We start from the raw sequence: 15,813 nt of genomic DNA on the forward strand, positions 1-15,813 counted from the left end.
CTCTGGTGACTGGGCTGCCGCACGATAAATGGCCGCGGCGATACGCGCGTCACGCAGCGGGTTGCGCGTCGAGGCGTTTGGCGGCGCGCGTACTCGTGATGCGAGCCGGAGCCCGCCGACATCGACGTCGGTCAGCGGCCGGTCCGCCGCCCGGTGACGGTGAACGTGGCCGCGGCGGCGACCGTCGCCACCAGCGACGCGGTGAAGATCGCGATCTTCGCGTCCTGGATCATCGCGACGTCGGTGTAGGCCAGATTGGTGACGAGCAACGCCACCGTGAATCCGAGCCCGGCGATGCAGCCCAGTCCGAGCACGTGCGCGGGGCGGACCCCGGCGGGTAACTGCCCGAACCTGCCGCCGACCGCGATCGCGATCGCTCCCGTCACGCCGAGAAGCTTGCCGCCCAGCAGCGCCACCAGCACGGCCCACGTCACCGGTGCCCGCGCCGCGCGGCTCAGCGCCGACGGGTCCACCACCACACCGGCGTTGGCCAGGGCGAAGATCGGTACCGCCACGAACGCGCTGGCCGGGCCCGCCACCCGCAGCAGCTCGGCCAGGACGCGGCGGCCCGCCACCGGGCCGGCCGGGGTGAGCAGGGCGAGCGCGACGCCGGCGAGGGTGGCATGGACGCCGCTGTGCAGCGTCGCGAACCACACCAGGACGCCGACGGGCAGGTACGCCCAGACCGCCGTCACGCCGATGCGGCGGAGCAGCACCACCAGCAAGCAGCCGGCCGCGGCCCCCGCCAGCCAGCCCCAGGCGACGCCGCGCGCGTAGCCGAACGCGATCACGAGCACCGCCAGCGCGTCGTCGACGGTAGCGAGCGCCAGCAGCATGGCCCGCACCCCGGCCGGGGCGTGGCGGGCGACCAGCGCCAGCACGCCGACCGCGAACGCGGGGTCGGTGGCCATCGGGATACCCCAGCCCGACGCCGCGTCGGTGCCCCAGGTGATCGCCAGAAACGTGACGGCCGGCACCACCGCCCCGCCGATCGCCGCGAACACCGGCACCAGTGCGCGGCGCGGGCGCGCCAGGGATCCGCGAGCCAGTTCGTACTTGAGTTCAAGGCCGATGACGAAGAAAAAGATCGTCATCAACGCGTCGTCGGCCCAGTGCCGCGCATCCATGCGCAGACCCGCACGCGGCCAACCGAATTCGATCCTCCACCAGCTGCCGTAGCTGTGGTCGGCGCAGTTGGCCCAGACGAGCGCGGCCACCGTCGCCACCAACAGCGCGACCCCGGGTGCCTGCTCCGAGCCCAACACCCGCCGCACCATCTGCCCCGTCCGTCGTGGATCGCCCTGATCCGGCGCAGGGCGTGGCCATGCTACGCTGCCGGACAGTCGACATCCTTTAACGATCCGTCCCGCGAGGCGGAGAAGGAGGTCAAGCCACGCATGGGTGCCGCGGATGAAGCCGCCACCGGCCGCGAGTTGATGTCGGCGGCCGACGTGGGCCGAACCATTTCCCGCATCGCACATCAGATCATCGAAAAGACGGCGCTCGACGGCGCGGACGCGCCGCGGGTCGTGCTGCTCGGGATCCCGACCCGCGGCGTCATCCTGGCCGAACGCCTGGCCGTCAACATCGCCGAGTACAGCGGGGTCGACGTCGCGCGCGGCGCCCTGGACATCACCCTCTACCGCGACGACCTGAGGAACAAGCCGCCCCGGGCGCTGGAAACCACCTCGATCCCGGCGGGCGGCGTCGACGACGCGCTGGTGATCCTGGTCGACGACGTGCTGTTCTCGGGACGCACGGTGGCGGCCGCCCTGGACGCGCTGCGCGACGTGGGCCGGCCCCGCGCGGTGCAACTGGCGGTGCTGGTGGACCGCGGTCACCGCGAACTCCCGCTGCGCGCCGACTACGTCGGCAAGAACGTACCGACGTCACGCAGCGAGAGCGTCCACGTGCTGCTCGGCGAGCACGACGGCCGCGACGGCGTGGTGCTCTCGCGGGACGACATCTGATGACCAGGCACCTGCTGGCCGCCGACGACCTGAGTCGCGACGAGGCCACCGCGATCCTCGACGACGCCGACCGCTTCGCACAGGCTCTGGTGGGCCGCGAGATCAAGAAGCTGCCGACGCTGCGCGGCCGCACCGTGATCACGATGTTCTACGAGAACTCGACCCGCACCCGGGTGTCGTTCGAGGTCGCCGGCAAATGGATGAGCGCCGACGTGATCAACGTCAGCGCGGCCGGATCCTCGGTGGGCAAGGGGGAGTCGCTGCGCGACACCGCGCTGACGCTGCGCGCGGCCGGCGCCGACGCGCTGATCGTCCGGCATCCCGCCTCCGGTGCCGCGCAGCTGCTGGCCGAGTGGAGTTCGTCCGCGGGCCTGCGGGAGGGCGGCCCGTCGGTGATCAACGCCGGCGACGGCACCCACGAGCACCCCACCCAGGCGCTGCTGGACGCGCTGACCCTGCGCCAGCGCCTCGGCGGCATCGAGGGCCGGCGCATCGTGATCGTCGGGGACATCCTGCACAGCCGCGTCGCCCGCTCCAACGTCACACTGCTGGCCACCCTGGGCGCCGAGGTGGTGCTGGTCGCCCCGCCCACGCTGCTGCCGGCCGGGGTCGACGGCTGGCCGGCGACGGTCTCCTACGACTTCGACGCCGAGCTGCCCGCCGCGGACGCGGTGCTGATGCTGCGGGTGCAGGCCGAGCGGATGACCGGCGGCTTCTTCCCGTCGGTGCGCGAGTACTCGGTGCGCTACGGCCTGTCCGACCGCCGGCAGGCGATGCTGCCCGGCCACGCCGTGGTGCTGCACCCGGGACCGATGGTGCGCGGCATGGAGATCGCCTCGTCGGTGGCCGACTCCACGCAATCGGCTGTCCTGCAACAGGTTTCCAACGGTGTGCATGTGCGGATGGCGGTGCTGTTCCATGTGCTGGTCGGCACCGAAGCGGCCGGGGAAGAGGGTACGGCGTGACGGTGCTGCTGCGCGGGGTCCGGCTCTACGGCGAAGGCGACCGGGTCGACGTCCTGGTCGAGGATTCTCAGGTCGCCGCGATCGGTGCGGGTCTGCCTATCCCCGAATACGCGGACGTGATCGACGCCACGGGCCACGTGCTGCTGCCCGGCTTCGTCGACTTGCACACCCATCTGCGCGAGCCCGGCCGCGAATACGCCGAGGACATCGAAACAGGTTCGGCCGCAGCGGCTTTGGGCGGGTATACCGCGGTGTTCGCGATGGCCAACACCAACCCGGTCGCCGACAGCCCGGTGGTCACCGACCACGTGTGGTACCGCGGCCGGCAGGTCGGCCTGGTCGACGTGCACCCCGTCGGCGCCGTCACCGTCGGCCTGGCCGGGGTCCAGCTCACCGAGATGGGCATGATGGCCGCCGGCGCCGCGCAGGTGCGCATGTTCTCCGACGACGGCGTCTGCGTGCACGACCCGCTGGTGATGCGCCGCGCCCTGGAATACGCCACCGGCCTGGGGGCCCTGGTCGCCCAGCACGCCGAGGAGCCGCGACTGACCGCGGGTGCGGTCGCCCACGAGGGGCCCACGGCCGGGCGGCTGGGGCTGGCGGGATGGCCCAGGGCCGCCGAGGAATCGATCGTGGCCCGCGACGCGCTGCTGGCCCGCGACGCCGGCGCCCGGGTGCACATCTGCCACGCCTCCACCGCGGGTACCGTCGAGATCCTGAAATGGGCCAAGGAGCAAGGTATTTCGATCACCGCCGAGGTCACCCCCCACCACCTGCTGCTCGACGACAGCCGACTGGGCAGTTATGACGGCGTCAACCGGGTCAATCCGCCGCTGCGGGAGGCCTCCGACGCGCTGGCTTTGCGTCAAGCGCTCGCCGACGGGGTAATCGACTGCGTGGCCACCGATCACGCACCCCACGCCGAGCACGAGAAATGCGTCGAGTTCTCCGCGGCGCTCCCCGGCATGCTGGGGTTGCAGACGGCGCTGTCGGTGGTGGTGCAGACCATGGTGGCGCCCGGGCTGCTGAGCTGGCGCGGTGTCGCCAGGGTGATGAGTGAGAACCCGGCTCGCATCGCCGGCCTGCCCGATCACGGCCGGCCGCTGGAGGTGGGGGAGCCGGCGAACCTGACCGTGGTGGACCCCGACGCCACCTGGACGGTCGCCGGGCCGCGCCTGGCCAGCCGGTCGGCCAACACGCCGTATGAGTCGATGACCCTGCCCGCCACCGTGACCGCGACCCTGCTGCGTGGCAAGATCACCGCCCGCGACGGGAAGAGCCCGGCATGAACCGCGACGGCGACGATGAACAGGGCAGTGCGATCGGGGAAGGCGTGGAGGAGCGGCGCGCATGAACTCCGGCACGCTGGTGGGGTCGCTCATCTTCGCGGCCGTGCTGGTGGTGGTGATCGCGGTGCTGATCCAGCTGATGATGCGCGGCTGGCGGCGCCGCGCCCAACGGCAGGCCGAGCTGATCGGCAGCCTGCCCGGGATGCCCGCCGAGGTGGGCGGGGCGACCAGCACCATCCGGGGCGTCTATGTCGGCTGCACGCTGTCACCCGCCTGGAACGACCGGGTCACCGTCGGCGATCTGGGCTACCGCAGCAGGGCGGTGCTGATTCGCTATCCGGAGGGAATCCTGCTGGAACGCAGCCACGCCAACCCGCTTTGGATTCCCCAGGAGTCGATCGTGGCCGTCCGCACCGAGCGGGGCATGGCCGGTAAGGTCGGCGCCCGCAACGGGATACTGGCGATCCGGTGGCGGCTGCCGTCGGGCGCCGAGATCGACACCGGGTTCCGCGCCGACAATCGTGACGAATACGACGACGTGCTGCGGGAGACCCAGCAATGAGAGCAATCCAGCAATGAGAGCAATGAGGAGGAGCGGCGCCGATGACCACTGAAGCCCTGCTGGTACTCGAGGACGGCCGCGTCTTCACCGGGACGCCGTACGGCGAGGTCGGCCAAACGCTGGGGGAGGCAGTGTTTTGCACCGGCATGTCCGGCTATCAGGAGACACTGACCGATCCGAGCTACCACCGGCAGATCGTGGTGGCCACCGCGCCGCAGATCGGCAACACCGGCTGGAACACCGAGGACGCCGAGAGCCGCGGCGACAAGATCTGGGTGGCCGGGTACGCGGTGCGCGACCCGTCGCCGCGCGCGTCCAACTGGCGGGCCACCGGCACCCTGGAGGACGAGCTGGCCCGCCAGCACGTCGTCGGGATCGCCGGCATCGACACCCGGGCGGTGGTGCGGCAGCTGCGCAGCCGCGGATCGATGAAGGCGGGGGTGTTCTCCGGTGACGCCCTGGCCGAACCCGCCGAGCTGCTCGAGCGGGTCGTCGGCCAGCGCTCCATGCTGGGCGCCGACCTGGCGGGCGAGGTCAGCACGCCGCAGGCCTATGTGGTGGAGGCGGAGGGGACCCGCCGGTTCACGGTGGCCGCGCTGGACCTGGGGATCAAGACCAACACGCCGCGCAACTTCGCCCGCCGCGGCATCCGCAGCCACGTGCTGCCGTCGTCGGTCACCTTCGAGCAGATCCGCGAGCTCGCGCCCGACGGTGTCTTCCTGTCCAACGGCCCCGGTGACCCGGCCACCGCCGACCACGTCGTCGGGCTCACCCGCGAGGTGCTGGGCGCCGGAATCCCGTTGTTCGGCATCTGTTTCGGCAACCAGATCCTGGGGCGGGCGCTGGGACTGTCCACCTACAAGATGGTGTTCGGTCACCGGGGCATCAACATCCCGGTCATCGACCACGCCACCGGCCGGGTCGCGATCACCGCCCAGAACCACGGCTTCGCGCTGGAAGGGGAGGCGGGCCAGTCCTTCGACACGCCGTTCGGCCCGGCGGCGGTCAGCCACACCTGCGCCAACGACGGCGTGGTCGAGGGCGTCAAACTCGCCAGTGGGCGGGCGTTCTCGGTGCAGTACCACCCCGAGGCCGCCGCCGGTCCCCACGACGCGGAGTACCTGTTCGACCAATTCATCGACATGATGGAGGGCCGGCAATGACCACGAGCGCGCGTGTCGGTACGGCGACACGCCGTATCTGGCGTGCATGTACGCACGCTCGCGCCGAGACCGGAAGGAAGCTCTAGTGCCGCGTCGCACCGACCTCAACCACGTGCTGGTGATCGGCTCGGGGCCGATCGTGATCGGACAGGCCTGCGAGTTCGACTACTCCGGCACGCAGGCCTGCCGGGTGCTGCGGGCCGAGGGCCTGCAGGTGAGCCTGGTCAACTCCAACCCGGCCACCATCATGACCGACCCCGAATACGCCGACTTCACCTATATCGAGCCCATCACGCCGGCCTTCGTCGAGCGGGTGATCGCCCAGCAGGCCGAGCGCGGCAACCGGATCGACGCGCTGCTGGCCACCCTGGGCGGGCAGACCGCGCTCAACACCGCGGTCGCCCTGCATGAGAACGGGGTGCTGGAGCGGTACGGCATCGAACTCATCGGGGCCGACTTCGACGCGATCCAGCGCGGCGAGGACCGGCAGATGTTCAAGGACATCGTCGGCAAGGTCGGCGGTGAATCTGCCCGCAGCCGAGTGTGTTTCACAATTGAGGAGGTCCACGAGACGGTCGCCGAGCTGGGCCTTCCGGTGGTGGTGCGGCCCAGCTTCACCATGGGCGGGCTGGGGTCGGGGATGGCGCACTCCCCCGAGGAGATCGAGCGGATGGCGGGCGCCGGGCTGGCGGCCTCGCCCAGCGCCAACGTGCTGATCGAGGAATCCATCTACGGCTGGAAGGAATTCGAGCTCGAGCTGATGCGCGACGGCCACGACAACGTGGTCGTGGTGTGCTCCATCGAGAACGTCGACCCGATGGGCGTGCACACCGGCGACTCGGTCACCGTCGCGCCGGCCATGACGCTGACCGACCGGGAATACCAGCGCATGCGTGACCTGGCCATCGCGATCCTGCGCGAGGTCGGCGTCGACACCGGCGGCTGCAACATCCAGTTCGCGGTCGACCCGGCCGACGGCCGGCTGATCGTTGTCGAGATGAACCCCCGGGTGTCCCGGTCGAGTGCGCTGGCGTCCAAGGCCACCGGCTTCCCGATCGCCAAGATCGCCGCGAAGCTGGCCATCGGCTACACCCTCGACGAGATCGTCAACGACATCACCAAGGAGACCCCGGCCGCCTTCGAGCCCACGCTGGACTACGTCGTGGTCAAGGCCCCGCGGTTCGCGTTCGAGAAGTTCCCCGGCGCCGACCCCACCCTGACCACCACGATGCAATCCGTCGGCGAGGCGATGTCGTTGGGACGCAACTTCGTCGAGGCGCTGGGTAAGGTGATGCGGTCGCTGGAGACCGACCGTGCCGGGTTCTGGACCAAGCCGGACCCCGACGGCGACGCCGAGGAGGTGCTGACCCGGCTGCGCACCCCGACCGAAGGGCGGCTCTACGACCTGGAACGGGCGCTGCGGCTGGGCGCTTCGGTGGAGCGGGTCGCCGAGGCCAGCGGCGTGGACCCGTGGTTCGTCGCGCAGATCGGCGAGCTGGTCAAGCTGCGCGCCGAGCTGGCCGCGGCCCCGGTGCTCGACGCGGAGCTGCTGCGCCGCGGCAAGCACAACGGGCTCTCGGACGGCCAGATCGCTGCGCTGCGACCGGAACTGGCCGGCGAGAACGGGGTGCGCTCGCTGCGCGAGCGCCTCGGCATCCACCCGGTGTACAAGACGGTCGACACCTGCGCCGCGGAGTTCGAGGCCAAGACGCCCTACCACTACAGCAGCTACGAGCTCGACCCCGCCGCCGAGACGGAGGTGGCCCCGCAGACGGAGAAGCCCAAGGTGCTGATCCTGGGCTCCGGCCCGAACCGGATCGGGCAGGGCATCGAATTCGACTACAGCTGTGTGCATGCGGCAACCACGTTGAGCCAGGCGGGTTTCGAGACCGTGATGGTCAACTGCAACCCGGAGACGGTGTCCACCGACTACGACACCGCCGACCGGCTCTACTTCGAGCCCCTGACGTTCGAGGACGTCCTCGAGGTCTTCCGCGCCGAAACCGATTCGGCCGGCGACGGTCCCGGGGTCGCGGGCGTCATCGTGCAGCTCGGCGGCCAGACGCCCCTCGGGCTTGCGCAACGCCTCGCCGACGCCGGGGTTCCCATCGTCGGCACCCCGCCGGGGGCCATCGACCTGGCCGAGGACCGCGGCGCGTTCGGCGACCTGCTGGCCACCGCGGGCCTGCCCGCGCCCCGCTACGGCATGGCCACGACCTTCGCGCAGGCGCGCCGGATCGCCGAGGACATCGGCTATCCGGTGCTGGTGCGGCCCTCGTATGTGCTGGGCGGCCGCGGCATGGAGATCGTCTACGACGAGGAGACGCTCAAGAGCTACATCGGCCGCGCCACCGAGCTCTCGCCCGAGCATCCCGTGCTCGTCGACCGCTTCCTCGAGGACGCGGTGGAGATCGACGTCGACGCGTTGTGCGACGGCACCGAGGTCTACATCGGCGGCATCATGGAGCACATCGAGGAGGCCGGCATCCACTCCGGCGACTCGGCGTGCGCGCTGCCGCCGGTCACGTTGGGCCGCAGCGACATCGAGAAGGTCCGTCACGCGACCGAGGCCATCGCCCACGGCGTCGGCGTGATCGGTCTGCTCAACGTGCAGTACGCCCTCAAGGACGACGTGCTCTACGTCCTGGAGGCCAACCCGAGAGCGAGCCGTACCGTTCCTTTCGTGTCCAAGGCCACGGCGATCCCGCTCGCCAAGGCCTGCGCGCGGATCATGCTGGGCGCCAAGATCTCCCAGCTTCGCGGCGAGGGCATCCTGGCCGCTTCCGGGGACGGCGGCCATGCGGCCCCGACGGCCCCGATCGCGGTCAAGGAGGCGGTGCTGCCGTTCCACCGGTTCCACAGCGCCGACGGAGCGGCGATCGACTCGCTGCTGGGCCCGGAGATGAAGTCGACCGGCGAGGTCATGGGCATCGACCGCGACTTCGGCAGCGCCTTCGCCAAGAGCCAGACCGCCGCCTACGGTTCGCTGCCGGACCGCGGCACCGTGTTCGTCTCGGTCGCCAACCGCGACAAGCGCTCACTGGTGTTCCCCGTCAAGCGGCTGGCCGACCTCGGATTCCGTGTCCTGGCCACCGAGGGGACCGCGGAGATGTTGCGCCGCAACGGCATTCCCTGCGACGAGGTGCGCAAGCACTTCGAGCCGCCGCAACCGGGCCGCCCGGAGGTCTCGGCGGTGGACGCCATCAAGGCCGGCGAGGTCGACATGGTGATCAACACGCCCTACGGCAACTCCGGCCCGCGCATCGACGGCTACGAGATCCGGTCCGTTGCGGTCGGGGTCAACATCCCCTGCGTCACCACGGTGCAGGGGGCGTCGGCGGCGGTGCAGGGCATCGAAGCGGGCATCCGCGGCGACATCGGGGTGCGCTGCCTGCAGGAACTGCACAGCATGATCGGGCCGGGCAGCGACCAGTGACCGGGTTCGGCGTTCGGCTCACCGATGCGAAGGCACAGCGCGGGCCGCTGTGCCTGGGCATCGATCCGCACCCGGAACTGCTGCGGGCGTGGGACCTGCCGACGACCCCCGACGGGCTGGCCGCGTTCTGTGACACCTGCGTCGAGGCGTTCGCCGGGTTCGCCGTCGTCAAACCGCAGGTGGCGTTCTTCGAGGCCTACGGCGCGGCCGGCTACGCGGTGCTCGAGCGCACCATCGCCGCGTTGCGGTCGGCCGGGGTGCTGGTGCTGGCCGACGCCAAGCGCGGGGACATCGGGACGACGATGGCGGCCTACGCCGCCGCCTGGGCGGGGGATTCGCCGTTGGCCGCCGACGCGGTGACGGCCTCGCCCTATCTGGGGTTCGGCTCGCTGCGGCCGCTGCTGGAGGCCGCCGCCGCCAACGACCGGGGCGTGTTCGTCCTGGCGGCGACGTCGAACCCGGAGGGCGCCACGGTGCAGCGCGCAACCTTCGACGGCCGCACCGTGGCCCAGCTGGTCGTCGACCAGGCGGCGGTGCTGAACCGGGCCGGCGCGTCCTACGGGCCCGGCTCCGTCGGCGTGGTGGTGGGGGCGACGGTGTTCGAGGCGCCCGACGTCAGCGCGCTGGGCGGCCCGGTGCTGGTGCCCGGTGTCGGGGTGCAGGGCGGGCGCCCGGAGGCGCTCGCCGGGCTGGGCGGCGCCGCACCCGGCCAGCTGTTGCCCGCGGTGTCGCGGGAGGTGCTGCGGGCCGGACCGGGCGTGTCGGACCTGCGGGCGGCCGCCCGCAGAATGCTGGACGCCGTCGCGTACCTGTCGGCGCCGTAGCCGCGTCAGTCGGAGGCGATCGCCGCGCCGGGGTCGGCGGTCTCGACGATCACGTTGGTGGCCTTGACGACGGCCACGGTGACGGTGCCGGGCCGCAGCGCCAGCTCCCGGGCGGCCTCGGTGCTCATCAGCGACACCACGGTGAACGGGCCGCACTGCATGTCCACCTGCGTCATCACCCGGTCGCTGACGACCCGGGTGACCAGCCCGACGAACCGGTTGCGAGCCGAACTGCCGATGCTGAGCGGGTCCGGGGGCGGCGCCGGCGCGTTGGTGCGGGAGAACTCGGCGAGGTCCTCGCTGGCGATGACCTTGCGGCCGGCCGCGTCGTGGCTGACCGTCAGCGCGCCCTGGTTGATCCAGCGCCGCACGGTGTCGTCACTGACTCCCAGCAACTCAGCCGCCTGGCGGATCCGCAGGTTCGGCACCGCTCGATGGTAGCCGATCGCGGCGCCGCCTCAGCCGCAGCGCGTCGTCGGATCGGGCGGCGCGGGGCCCACCCGCGACACGCGCGACGCGCCGCCCGAATGCGTCATTGGCCGCAGCGCTCGAGCGCCCGCCCGCCGCGGGTGGTCGCGGCCGGGCGGCGAGGCCGGCCACCGCACCGCGCGAGCCCCGTCGGCAGCGGGTAAAAGACCTGCTAGATGGCCTGAAAGGGGCTCCCGCGCCGGGGCGGCCCGGCGCGGTGCCCGCGTTGCCGCCGACCCCGTTCGGTACCCCGCCCGACGGTTGCCGCGCCAGGTTTACGCTGGGCATTTACCCCCTCAAGGGAGGGGGCGGGTTAGATTTCGTCAGGAAGCCTGAGTACGGTCGTCTGCGCTGGTTGTAACCGGCAGAGACAAACCAGATCGATTGCGATTGATTGATCAGATACGGAGGAATCGTGGCCCTTCCCCAGTTGACCGACGAGCAGCGCGCGGCCGCGTTGGAGAAGGCGGCTGCCGCACGTCGAGCGCGCGCAGAACTCAAGGATCGGCTCAAGCGTGGCGGCACCAACCTGACCCAGGTGCTCAAGGACGCCGAGACCGATGAAGTTCTGGGCAAGATGAAGGTGTCTGCGTTGCTGGAGGCCCTGCCGAAGGTGGGCAAGGTCAAGGCGCAGGAAATCATGACCGAGCTCGAGATCGCGCCGACCCGCCGCCTGCGTGGGCTCGGCGATCGGCAGCGCAAGGCCCTGCTGGAAAAGTTCGGCTCCGCCTAGCCCGCGCCGACGATGCAGGCCGGAGGGCCTGTGGGCGCCGGCGAGGGGCCGGACGCCGGGCACGGGGGACGCCGCAAGCCGGCGGGCCGCGTGGTCGTGCTGTCCGGTCCCTCAGCGGTCGGTAAGTCGACTGTGGTCCGGTGCCTGCGCGAGCGGATACCGGACCTGTATTTCAGCGTCTCGGCGACGACGCGGGCGCCGCGGCCGGGCGAGGTCGACGGCGTCGACTACCGCTTCGTCAGCCCGGAACGCTTCCAGCGCCTGATCGATGACGGGGACCTGCTCGAATGGGCCGAGATCCACGGCGGGCTGCACCGGTCGGGCACCCCGGCGGGGCCGGTGCGGGCGGCCGCCGCCGCCGGTGTCCCGGTGCTCATCGAGGTCGACCTCGCCGGCGCCAGGGCGGTCAAGAAGGCGATGCCCGAGGCCACCACCGTGTTTCTCGCGCCGCCGAGCTGGGAGGATCTGCGGGCCCGGCTGGCCGGCCGCGGCACCGAGACGCCCGAGGCGATGCGGCGCCGTCTCGACACCGCGCGCGTCGAACTGGCGGCCCAAAACGACTTCGACATGGTGGTGGTGAACAGCCAATTGGAATCTGCGTGTGCGGAATTGGTATCCTTGCTGGTGGGAACCGCCCCGGGCCCGGCATGAGCCGCCTGGCCGCACAACATCGAGCTTTCGCACCGCTCCAGGCCGCCAGGAGATTTTCTTACGTGAGTATTCCGCAGTCCGACGCGTCGCCGACCGCCGTCCCCGCCGGCGACCAGTTCGATCCCTCCGCAGGTGGTAAGCGCGTCTACGACACCCCGCTGGGCATCACCAACCCGCCCATCGACGAGTTGCTGGACCGCGTCTCGAGCAAGTACGCCCTGGTCATCTACGCGGCCAAGCGGGCCCGGCAGATCAACGACTACTACAACCAACTCGGTGAGGGCATCCTCGAATACGTCGGCCCGCTCGTCGAGCCCGGCCTGCAGGAGAAGCCGCTGTCCATCGCGCTGCGCGAGATCCACGCCGACCTGCTCGAGCACACCGAGGGCGAGTAACAGGGCAGGGCCGGGCGCGCTGTGGACGACCGTGATCGGGTCGCGAAAAGAGTCGTCGTCGGCGTCTCCGGTGGCATCGCCGCCTACAAGGCGTGCACCGTCGTTCGTCAGCTCTCCGAAGCCGGTCACTCGGTGCGGGTCGTCCCCACCGAGGCCGCGTTGCGCTTTGTCGGCGCCGCGACCTTCGAGGCCCTGTCCGGCCAGCCCGTGCACACCGGCGTCTTCTCCGACGTCCCCGACGTGCCGCACGTCCAGATCGGGCAGCAGGCCGACCTGGTCGTGGTGGCGCCGGCGACCGCGGACCTGCTCGCGCGGGCGGCGGCCGGGCGTGCCGACGACCTGCTGACCGCGACCCTGCTCACCGCGCGCTGCCCGGTGCTGTTCGCCCCGGCGATGCACACCGAGATGTGGCTGCACCCGGCCACCGTCGACAACGTGGCAACCCTGCGCCGCCGCGGCGCCGTCGTGCTGGAACCCGCGGCCGGACGCCTCACCGGCGCCGACAGCGGCACGGGCCGGCTGCCCGAGGCCGAGGAGATCACCACCTTGGCCCGGTTGCTGCTGGAGCGGCACGACGCGCTGACCTACGACCTGGCCGGCCACAAGGTGCTGGTGACGGCCGGCGGCACCCGGGAACCGATCGATCCCGTGCGTTTCATCGGCAACCGCAGCTCCGGCAAACAGGGTTATGCCGTCGCGCGGGTCGCCGCGCAGCGCGGCGCCGAGGTCACCCTGGTCGCCGGGCACACCGCGGGCCTCATCGACCCCGCCGGCGTCGAGGTCGTGCGCGTCAGCTCGGCGGAGCAACTCGGCAACGCGGTGTCCAAGCACGCCCCGGCGGCCGATGTCCTGGTGATGGCGGCGGCCGTCGCCGACTTCCGGCCCGCGCGGGTCGCCGCGGCCAAGATCAAGAAGGGCGCCGAGGAGCCGCCGGCGATCGAGCTGGTGCGCAACGACGACGTGCTGGCCGCCGCGGTGCGGGCGCGCGCCCACGGCGAGCTGCCCAACATGCGGGCCATCGTCGGGTTTGCCGCCGAGACCGGGGACGCCAACGGCGACGTGCTGTTCCACGCGCGGGCGAAGCTCCGGCGCAAGGGGTGTGACCTGTTGGTCGTCAACGCCGTCGGCGAGGGCAGGGCGTTCGAGGTGGACAGCAACGACGGCTGGTTGCTGGCCTCCGACGGGACCGAGTCGGCGCTGGAACACGGCTCCAAGACGTTGATGGCGAGTCGTATCGTTGACGGGATTGTCACGTTCCTGCGCGGCGAGGCCGGATAACGGCGCCGGGCCCCGGGCTTCGGTTGGGTGGGCCGCGATGGGCAACGCCCACCCGGACCGCGGCACGGGCCGGACGATATAACTTGGTTAACTAATTAATGGGAAGGGATTGAGCATAGTGAGCGAAAAGGGTCGGCTGTTCACCAGTGAGTCGGTGACCGAGGGACATCCGGACAAGATCTGCGACGCGATCAGCGACTCGGTCCTCGACTCGCTGCTGGCCGCGGACCCCCGCTCGCGGGTGGCCGTCGAGACGCTGGTCACCACCGGGCAGGTGCACGTGGTGGGCGAGGTGACGACGACGGCCAAGGAGGCGTTCGCCGGCATCGCCAACACCGTGCGCGAGCGGATCCTGGAGATCGGCTACGACTCGTCGGACAAGGGCTTCGACGGGCTCACCTGCGGGGTCAACATCGCGATCGGCGCGCAGTCGCCCGACATCGCCCAGGGGGTCGACACCGCCCACGAGGCGCGGGTGGAGGGTGCGGCGGACCCGCTGGACGCCCAGGGCGCCGGCGACCAGGGCCTGATGTTCGGCTACGCGATCAACGAGACCCCGGAGATGATGCCGCTGCCCATCGCGCTGGCGCACCGGCTGTCGCGGCGGCTGACCGAGGTCCGCAAGAGCGGTGTGCTGCCCTACCTGCGGCCCGACGGCAAGACGCAGGTCACCATCGGCTACGAGGGCAACGTCCCGGTCCGCCTGGACACCGTGGTCATGTCCACGCAGCACGCCGCCGACGTCGACCTGGAGAACACCCTCACTCCCGACCTGCGGGAGAAGGTGCTCAACACCGTGCTCAACGACCTGGCGCACGACACGCTGGACACGTCGTCGACGCGGCTGCTGATCAACCCGACCGGCAAGTTCGTGCTCGGCGGCCCGATGGGCGACGCGGGGCTCACCGGCCGCAAGATCATCGTCGACACCTACGGCGGCTGGGCCCGCCACGGCGGCGGCGCCTTCTCGGGCAAGGACCCGTCCAAGGTGGACCGGTCGGCGGCGTACGCGATGCGCTGGGTCGCCAAGAACATCGTGGGCGCCGGCCTGGCGGAGCGGGTCGAGGTGCAGGTGGCCTACGCCATCGGCAAGGCCGCGCCGGTGGGCCTGTTCGTCGAGACCTTCGGCTCCGAGACCGTCGACCCCGTCAAGATCGAGAAGGCCATCGGCGAGGTGTTCGACCTGCGGCCGGGTGCGATCGTCCGCGACCTGGACCTGCTGCGCCCGATCTACGCGCAGACCGCCGCGTACGGCCACTTCGGTCGCACCGACATCGAACTGCCCTGGGAGCAGCTCAACAAGGTCGACGAGCTCAAGGCCGCCATCTAACCTTTTCCGCGAGCAGACGCAAAATCCCCCGACACGCCGCGCGTGCGGGGGATTTTGCGTCTGCTCGCGCTACCGGCGGGGCGGCAGCGGGTGGTCGGGGTCCAGCGCGGGCAGGCCGTCGATGCTGTGCCGGTTGCGGTCCAGCAGACTCGCGAACTTCGCGTCGGTAGCCTTGGCGTGATGCGCGTCCAGCACGGGCCGTTCGTCGACGAGTTCGTAATAGGGCACCGCGAATCCGCACGCGTCGGCGATCTGCTCGACGTCGATGACGACCGCGGCCCGGACGCCGGCGTGCCGATCGCCGAAATGCGCGCTCAGGCCGTCGAACTCGGCGTCGTCGGGGCGTACCACCCGCCCGGTCCCGAACAGCCGCAGGATCCGCGGCGTGCGGGTGAACGAGCAGAACATGATCGTGATCCGGCCGTTGTCCCGCAGGTGTGCGATGGTCTCCGCGCCGCTGCCGAACAGGTCGAGGTAGGCGACGGTGTGGTCGTCGAGCACGGCGAAGGTGTCGTGATAACCCTTGGGGGACAGATTGATTCGGCCCCCCGCGGAGGGCGCGGTGGCGACGAAGAACATGGCCTGCCGGGCGATGAAGTCCCGGAGCGACCCGTCCAGGTGGGAGAACTCCTTGGCCACGCGTGAAAGCGTAGCCCTGGGCCGTGTTGCCCGCCTAGCCCCGTTTTCCGCACCGATCGAGCGTAAGGCCTGACCTTTCGGCATCCGATCCGCGCATGGCTGACTGTGGT

Annotated in this window: 15 protein-coding genes; 12 read left to right on the forward strand and 3 right to left on the reverse strand. The window is 71.0% G+C overall.

From position 1 onward, the window contains the following. Nucleotides 1-131: 131 nt before the first annotated feature. A complete protein-coding gene (gene nhaA, locus FPZ47_RS10965; protein ID WP_168209417.1) occupies nucleotides 132-1,265 on the reverse strand; it encodes a Na+/H+ antiporter NhaA in 1,134 nt (377 codons plus the stop codon). A gap of 132 nt (nucleotides 1,266-1,397) precedes the next feature. Between nhaA and pyrR the strand changes: the two genes are divergently transcribed. The 7 genes from pyrR to pyrF all read left to right on the forward strand — a co-directional run bounded on the left by pyrR (nucleotide 1,398) and on the right by pyrF (nucleotide 10,209). Further along, the gene (gene pyrR, locus FPZ47_RS10970) at nucleotides 1,398-1,970 is read left to right on the forward strand and encodes a bifunctional pyr operon transcriptional regulator/uracil phosphoribosyltransferase PyrR (protein WP_144953125.1); all 573 of its coding nucleotides are present in this window, start codon (nucleotides 1,398-1,400) and stop codon (nucleotides 1,968-1,970) included. Further along, nucleotides 1,967-2,935, forward strand: a complete 969-nt coding sequence (locus FPZ47_RS10975) for an aspartate carbamoyltransferase catalytic subunit (RefSeq protein ID WP_144953128.1) — start codon at nucleotides 1,967-1,969, stop codon at nucleotides 2,933-2,935. The genes pyrR and FPZ47_RS10975 overlap by 4 nt, the downstream gene beginning before the upstream one ends. After that, nucleotides 2,932-4,224 carry a dihydroorotase gene (locus tag FPZ47_RS10980; protein WP_144953131.1) on the forward strand — a complete coding sequence of 431 codons (1,293 nt, stop codon included), beginning with the start codon at nucleotides 2,932-2,934 and terminating at the stop codon, nucleotides 4,222-4,224. The genes FPZ47_RS10975 and FPZ47_RS10980 overlap by 4 nt, the downstream gene beginning before the upstream one ends. A 61-nt stretch (nucleotides 4,225-4,285) precedes the next feature. After that, nucleotides 4,286-4,786, forward strand: a complete 501-nt coding sequence (locus FPZ47_RS10985; RefSeq protein ID WP_144953133.1) for a PH-like domain-containing protein — start codon at nucleotides 4,286-4,288, stop codon at nucleotides 4,784-4,786. 41 nt (nucleotides 4,787-4,827) lie between these two features. Then, nucleotides 4,828-5,949: a glutamine-hydrolyzing carbamoyl-phosphate synthase small subunit gene (carA, locus tag FPZ47_RS10990; protein WP_144953136.1), complete on the forward strand. Its 1,122-nt coding sequence runs from the start codon at nucleotides 4,828-4,830 to the stop codon at nucleotides 5,947-5,949. Between the two features lie 85 nt (nucleotides 5,950-6,034). Further along, entirely contained in the window at nucleotides 6,035-9,385 is a 3,351-nt protein-coding gene (gene carB, locus FPZ47_RS10995) for a carbamoyl-phosphate synthase large subunit (protein ID WP_144953139.1), read from the forward strand. Next, entirely contained in the window at nucleotides 9,382-10,209 is an 828-nt protein-coding gene (gene pyrF / locus FPZ47_RS11000) for an orotidine-5'-phosphate decarboxylase (RefSeq protein ID WP_144953141.1), read from the forward strand. Before carB ends, pyrF begins: the two co-directional genes overlap by 4 nt. A 5-nt stretch (nucleotides 10,210-10,214) precedes the next feature. Here the strand turns inward: pyrF and FPZ47_RS11005 are convergent, their stop codons facing one another. Continuing rightward, the gene (locus FPZ47_RS11005; RefSeq protein WP_144953144.1) at nucleotides 10,215-10,637 is read right to left on the reverse strand and encodes a TOBE domain-containing protein; all 423 of its coding nucleotides are present in this window, start codon (nucleotides 10,635-10,637) and stop codon (nucleotides 10,215-10,217) included. A gap of 455 nt (nucleotides 10,638-11,092) precedes the next feature. Between FPZ47_RS11005 and mihF the strand changes: the two genes are divergently transcribed. From mihF to metK, 5 genes are all read left to right on the forward strand, one after another. Next, nucleotides 11,093-11,410 (forward strand): integration host factor, actinobacterial type, encoded by a 318-nt coding sequence (mihF, locus tag FPZ47_RS11010; RefSeq protein WP_015355818.1) that lies wholly within the window; start codon nucleotides 11,093-11,095, stop codon nucleotides 11,408-11,410. A gap of 30 nt (nucleotides 11,411-11,440) precedes the next feature. After that, nucleotides 11,441-12,061 (forward strand): guanylate kinase, encoded by a 621-nt coding sequence (gmk, locus tag FPZ47_RS11015; protein WP_425461807.1) that lies wholly within the window; start codon nucleotides 11,441-11,443, stop codon nucleotides 12,059-12,061. Nucleotides 12,062-12,123: 62 nt separating this feature from the next. Then, complete coding sequence (gene rpoZ / locus FPZ47_RS11020) at nucleotides 12,124-12,456, forward strand: DNA-directed RNA polymerase subunit omega (protein ID WP_144953150.1); 333 nt, start codon at nucleotides 12,124-12,126, stop codon at nucleotides 12,454-12,456. Nucleotides 12,457-12,477: 21 nt separating this feature from the next. Continuing rightward, nucleotides 12,478-13,734, forward strand: coding sequence for a bifunctional phosphopantothenoylcysteine decarboxylase/phosphopantothenate--cysteine ligase CoaBC (gene coaBC, locus FPZ47_RS11025; protein ID WP_144953152.1), 1,257 nt, complete (start codon nucleotides 12,478-12,480; stop codon nucleotides 13,732-13,734). A gap of 118 nt (nucleotides 13,735-13,852) precedes the next feature. After that, nucleotides 13,853-15,064: a methionine adenosyltransferase gene (gene metK, locus FPZ47_RS11030; protein ID WP_144953155.1), complete on the forward strand. Its 1,212-nt coding sequence runs from the start codon at nucleotides 13,853-13,855 to the stop codon at nucleotides 15,062-15,064. A gap of 69 nt (nucleotides 15,065-15,133) precedes the next feature. On the opposite strand, the gene FPZ47_RS11035 is transcribed toward metK, so the two are convergent. Further along, the gene (locus tag FPZ47_RS11035) at nucleotides 15,134-15,703 is read right to left on the reverse strand and encodes a pyridoxamine 5'-phosphate oxidase family protein (protein WP_144953158.1); all 570 of its coding nucleotides are present in this window, start codon (nucleotides 15,701-15,703) and stop codon (nucleotides 15,134-15,136) included. Nucleotides 15,704-15,813: the final 110 nt, after the last annotated feature.

It is taken from the genome of Mycobacterium helveticum, assembly GCF_007714205.1.
Taxonomy (GTDB): Bacteria; Actinomycetota; Actinomycetes; order Mycobacteriales; family Mycobacteriaceae; genus Mycobacterium; species Mycobacterium helveticum.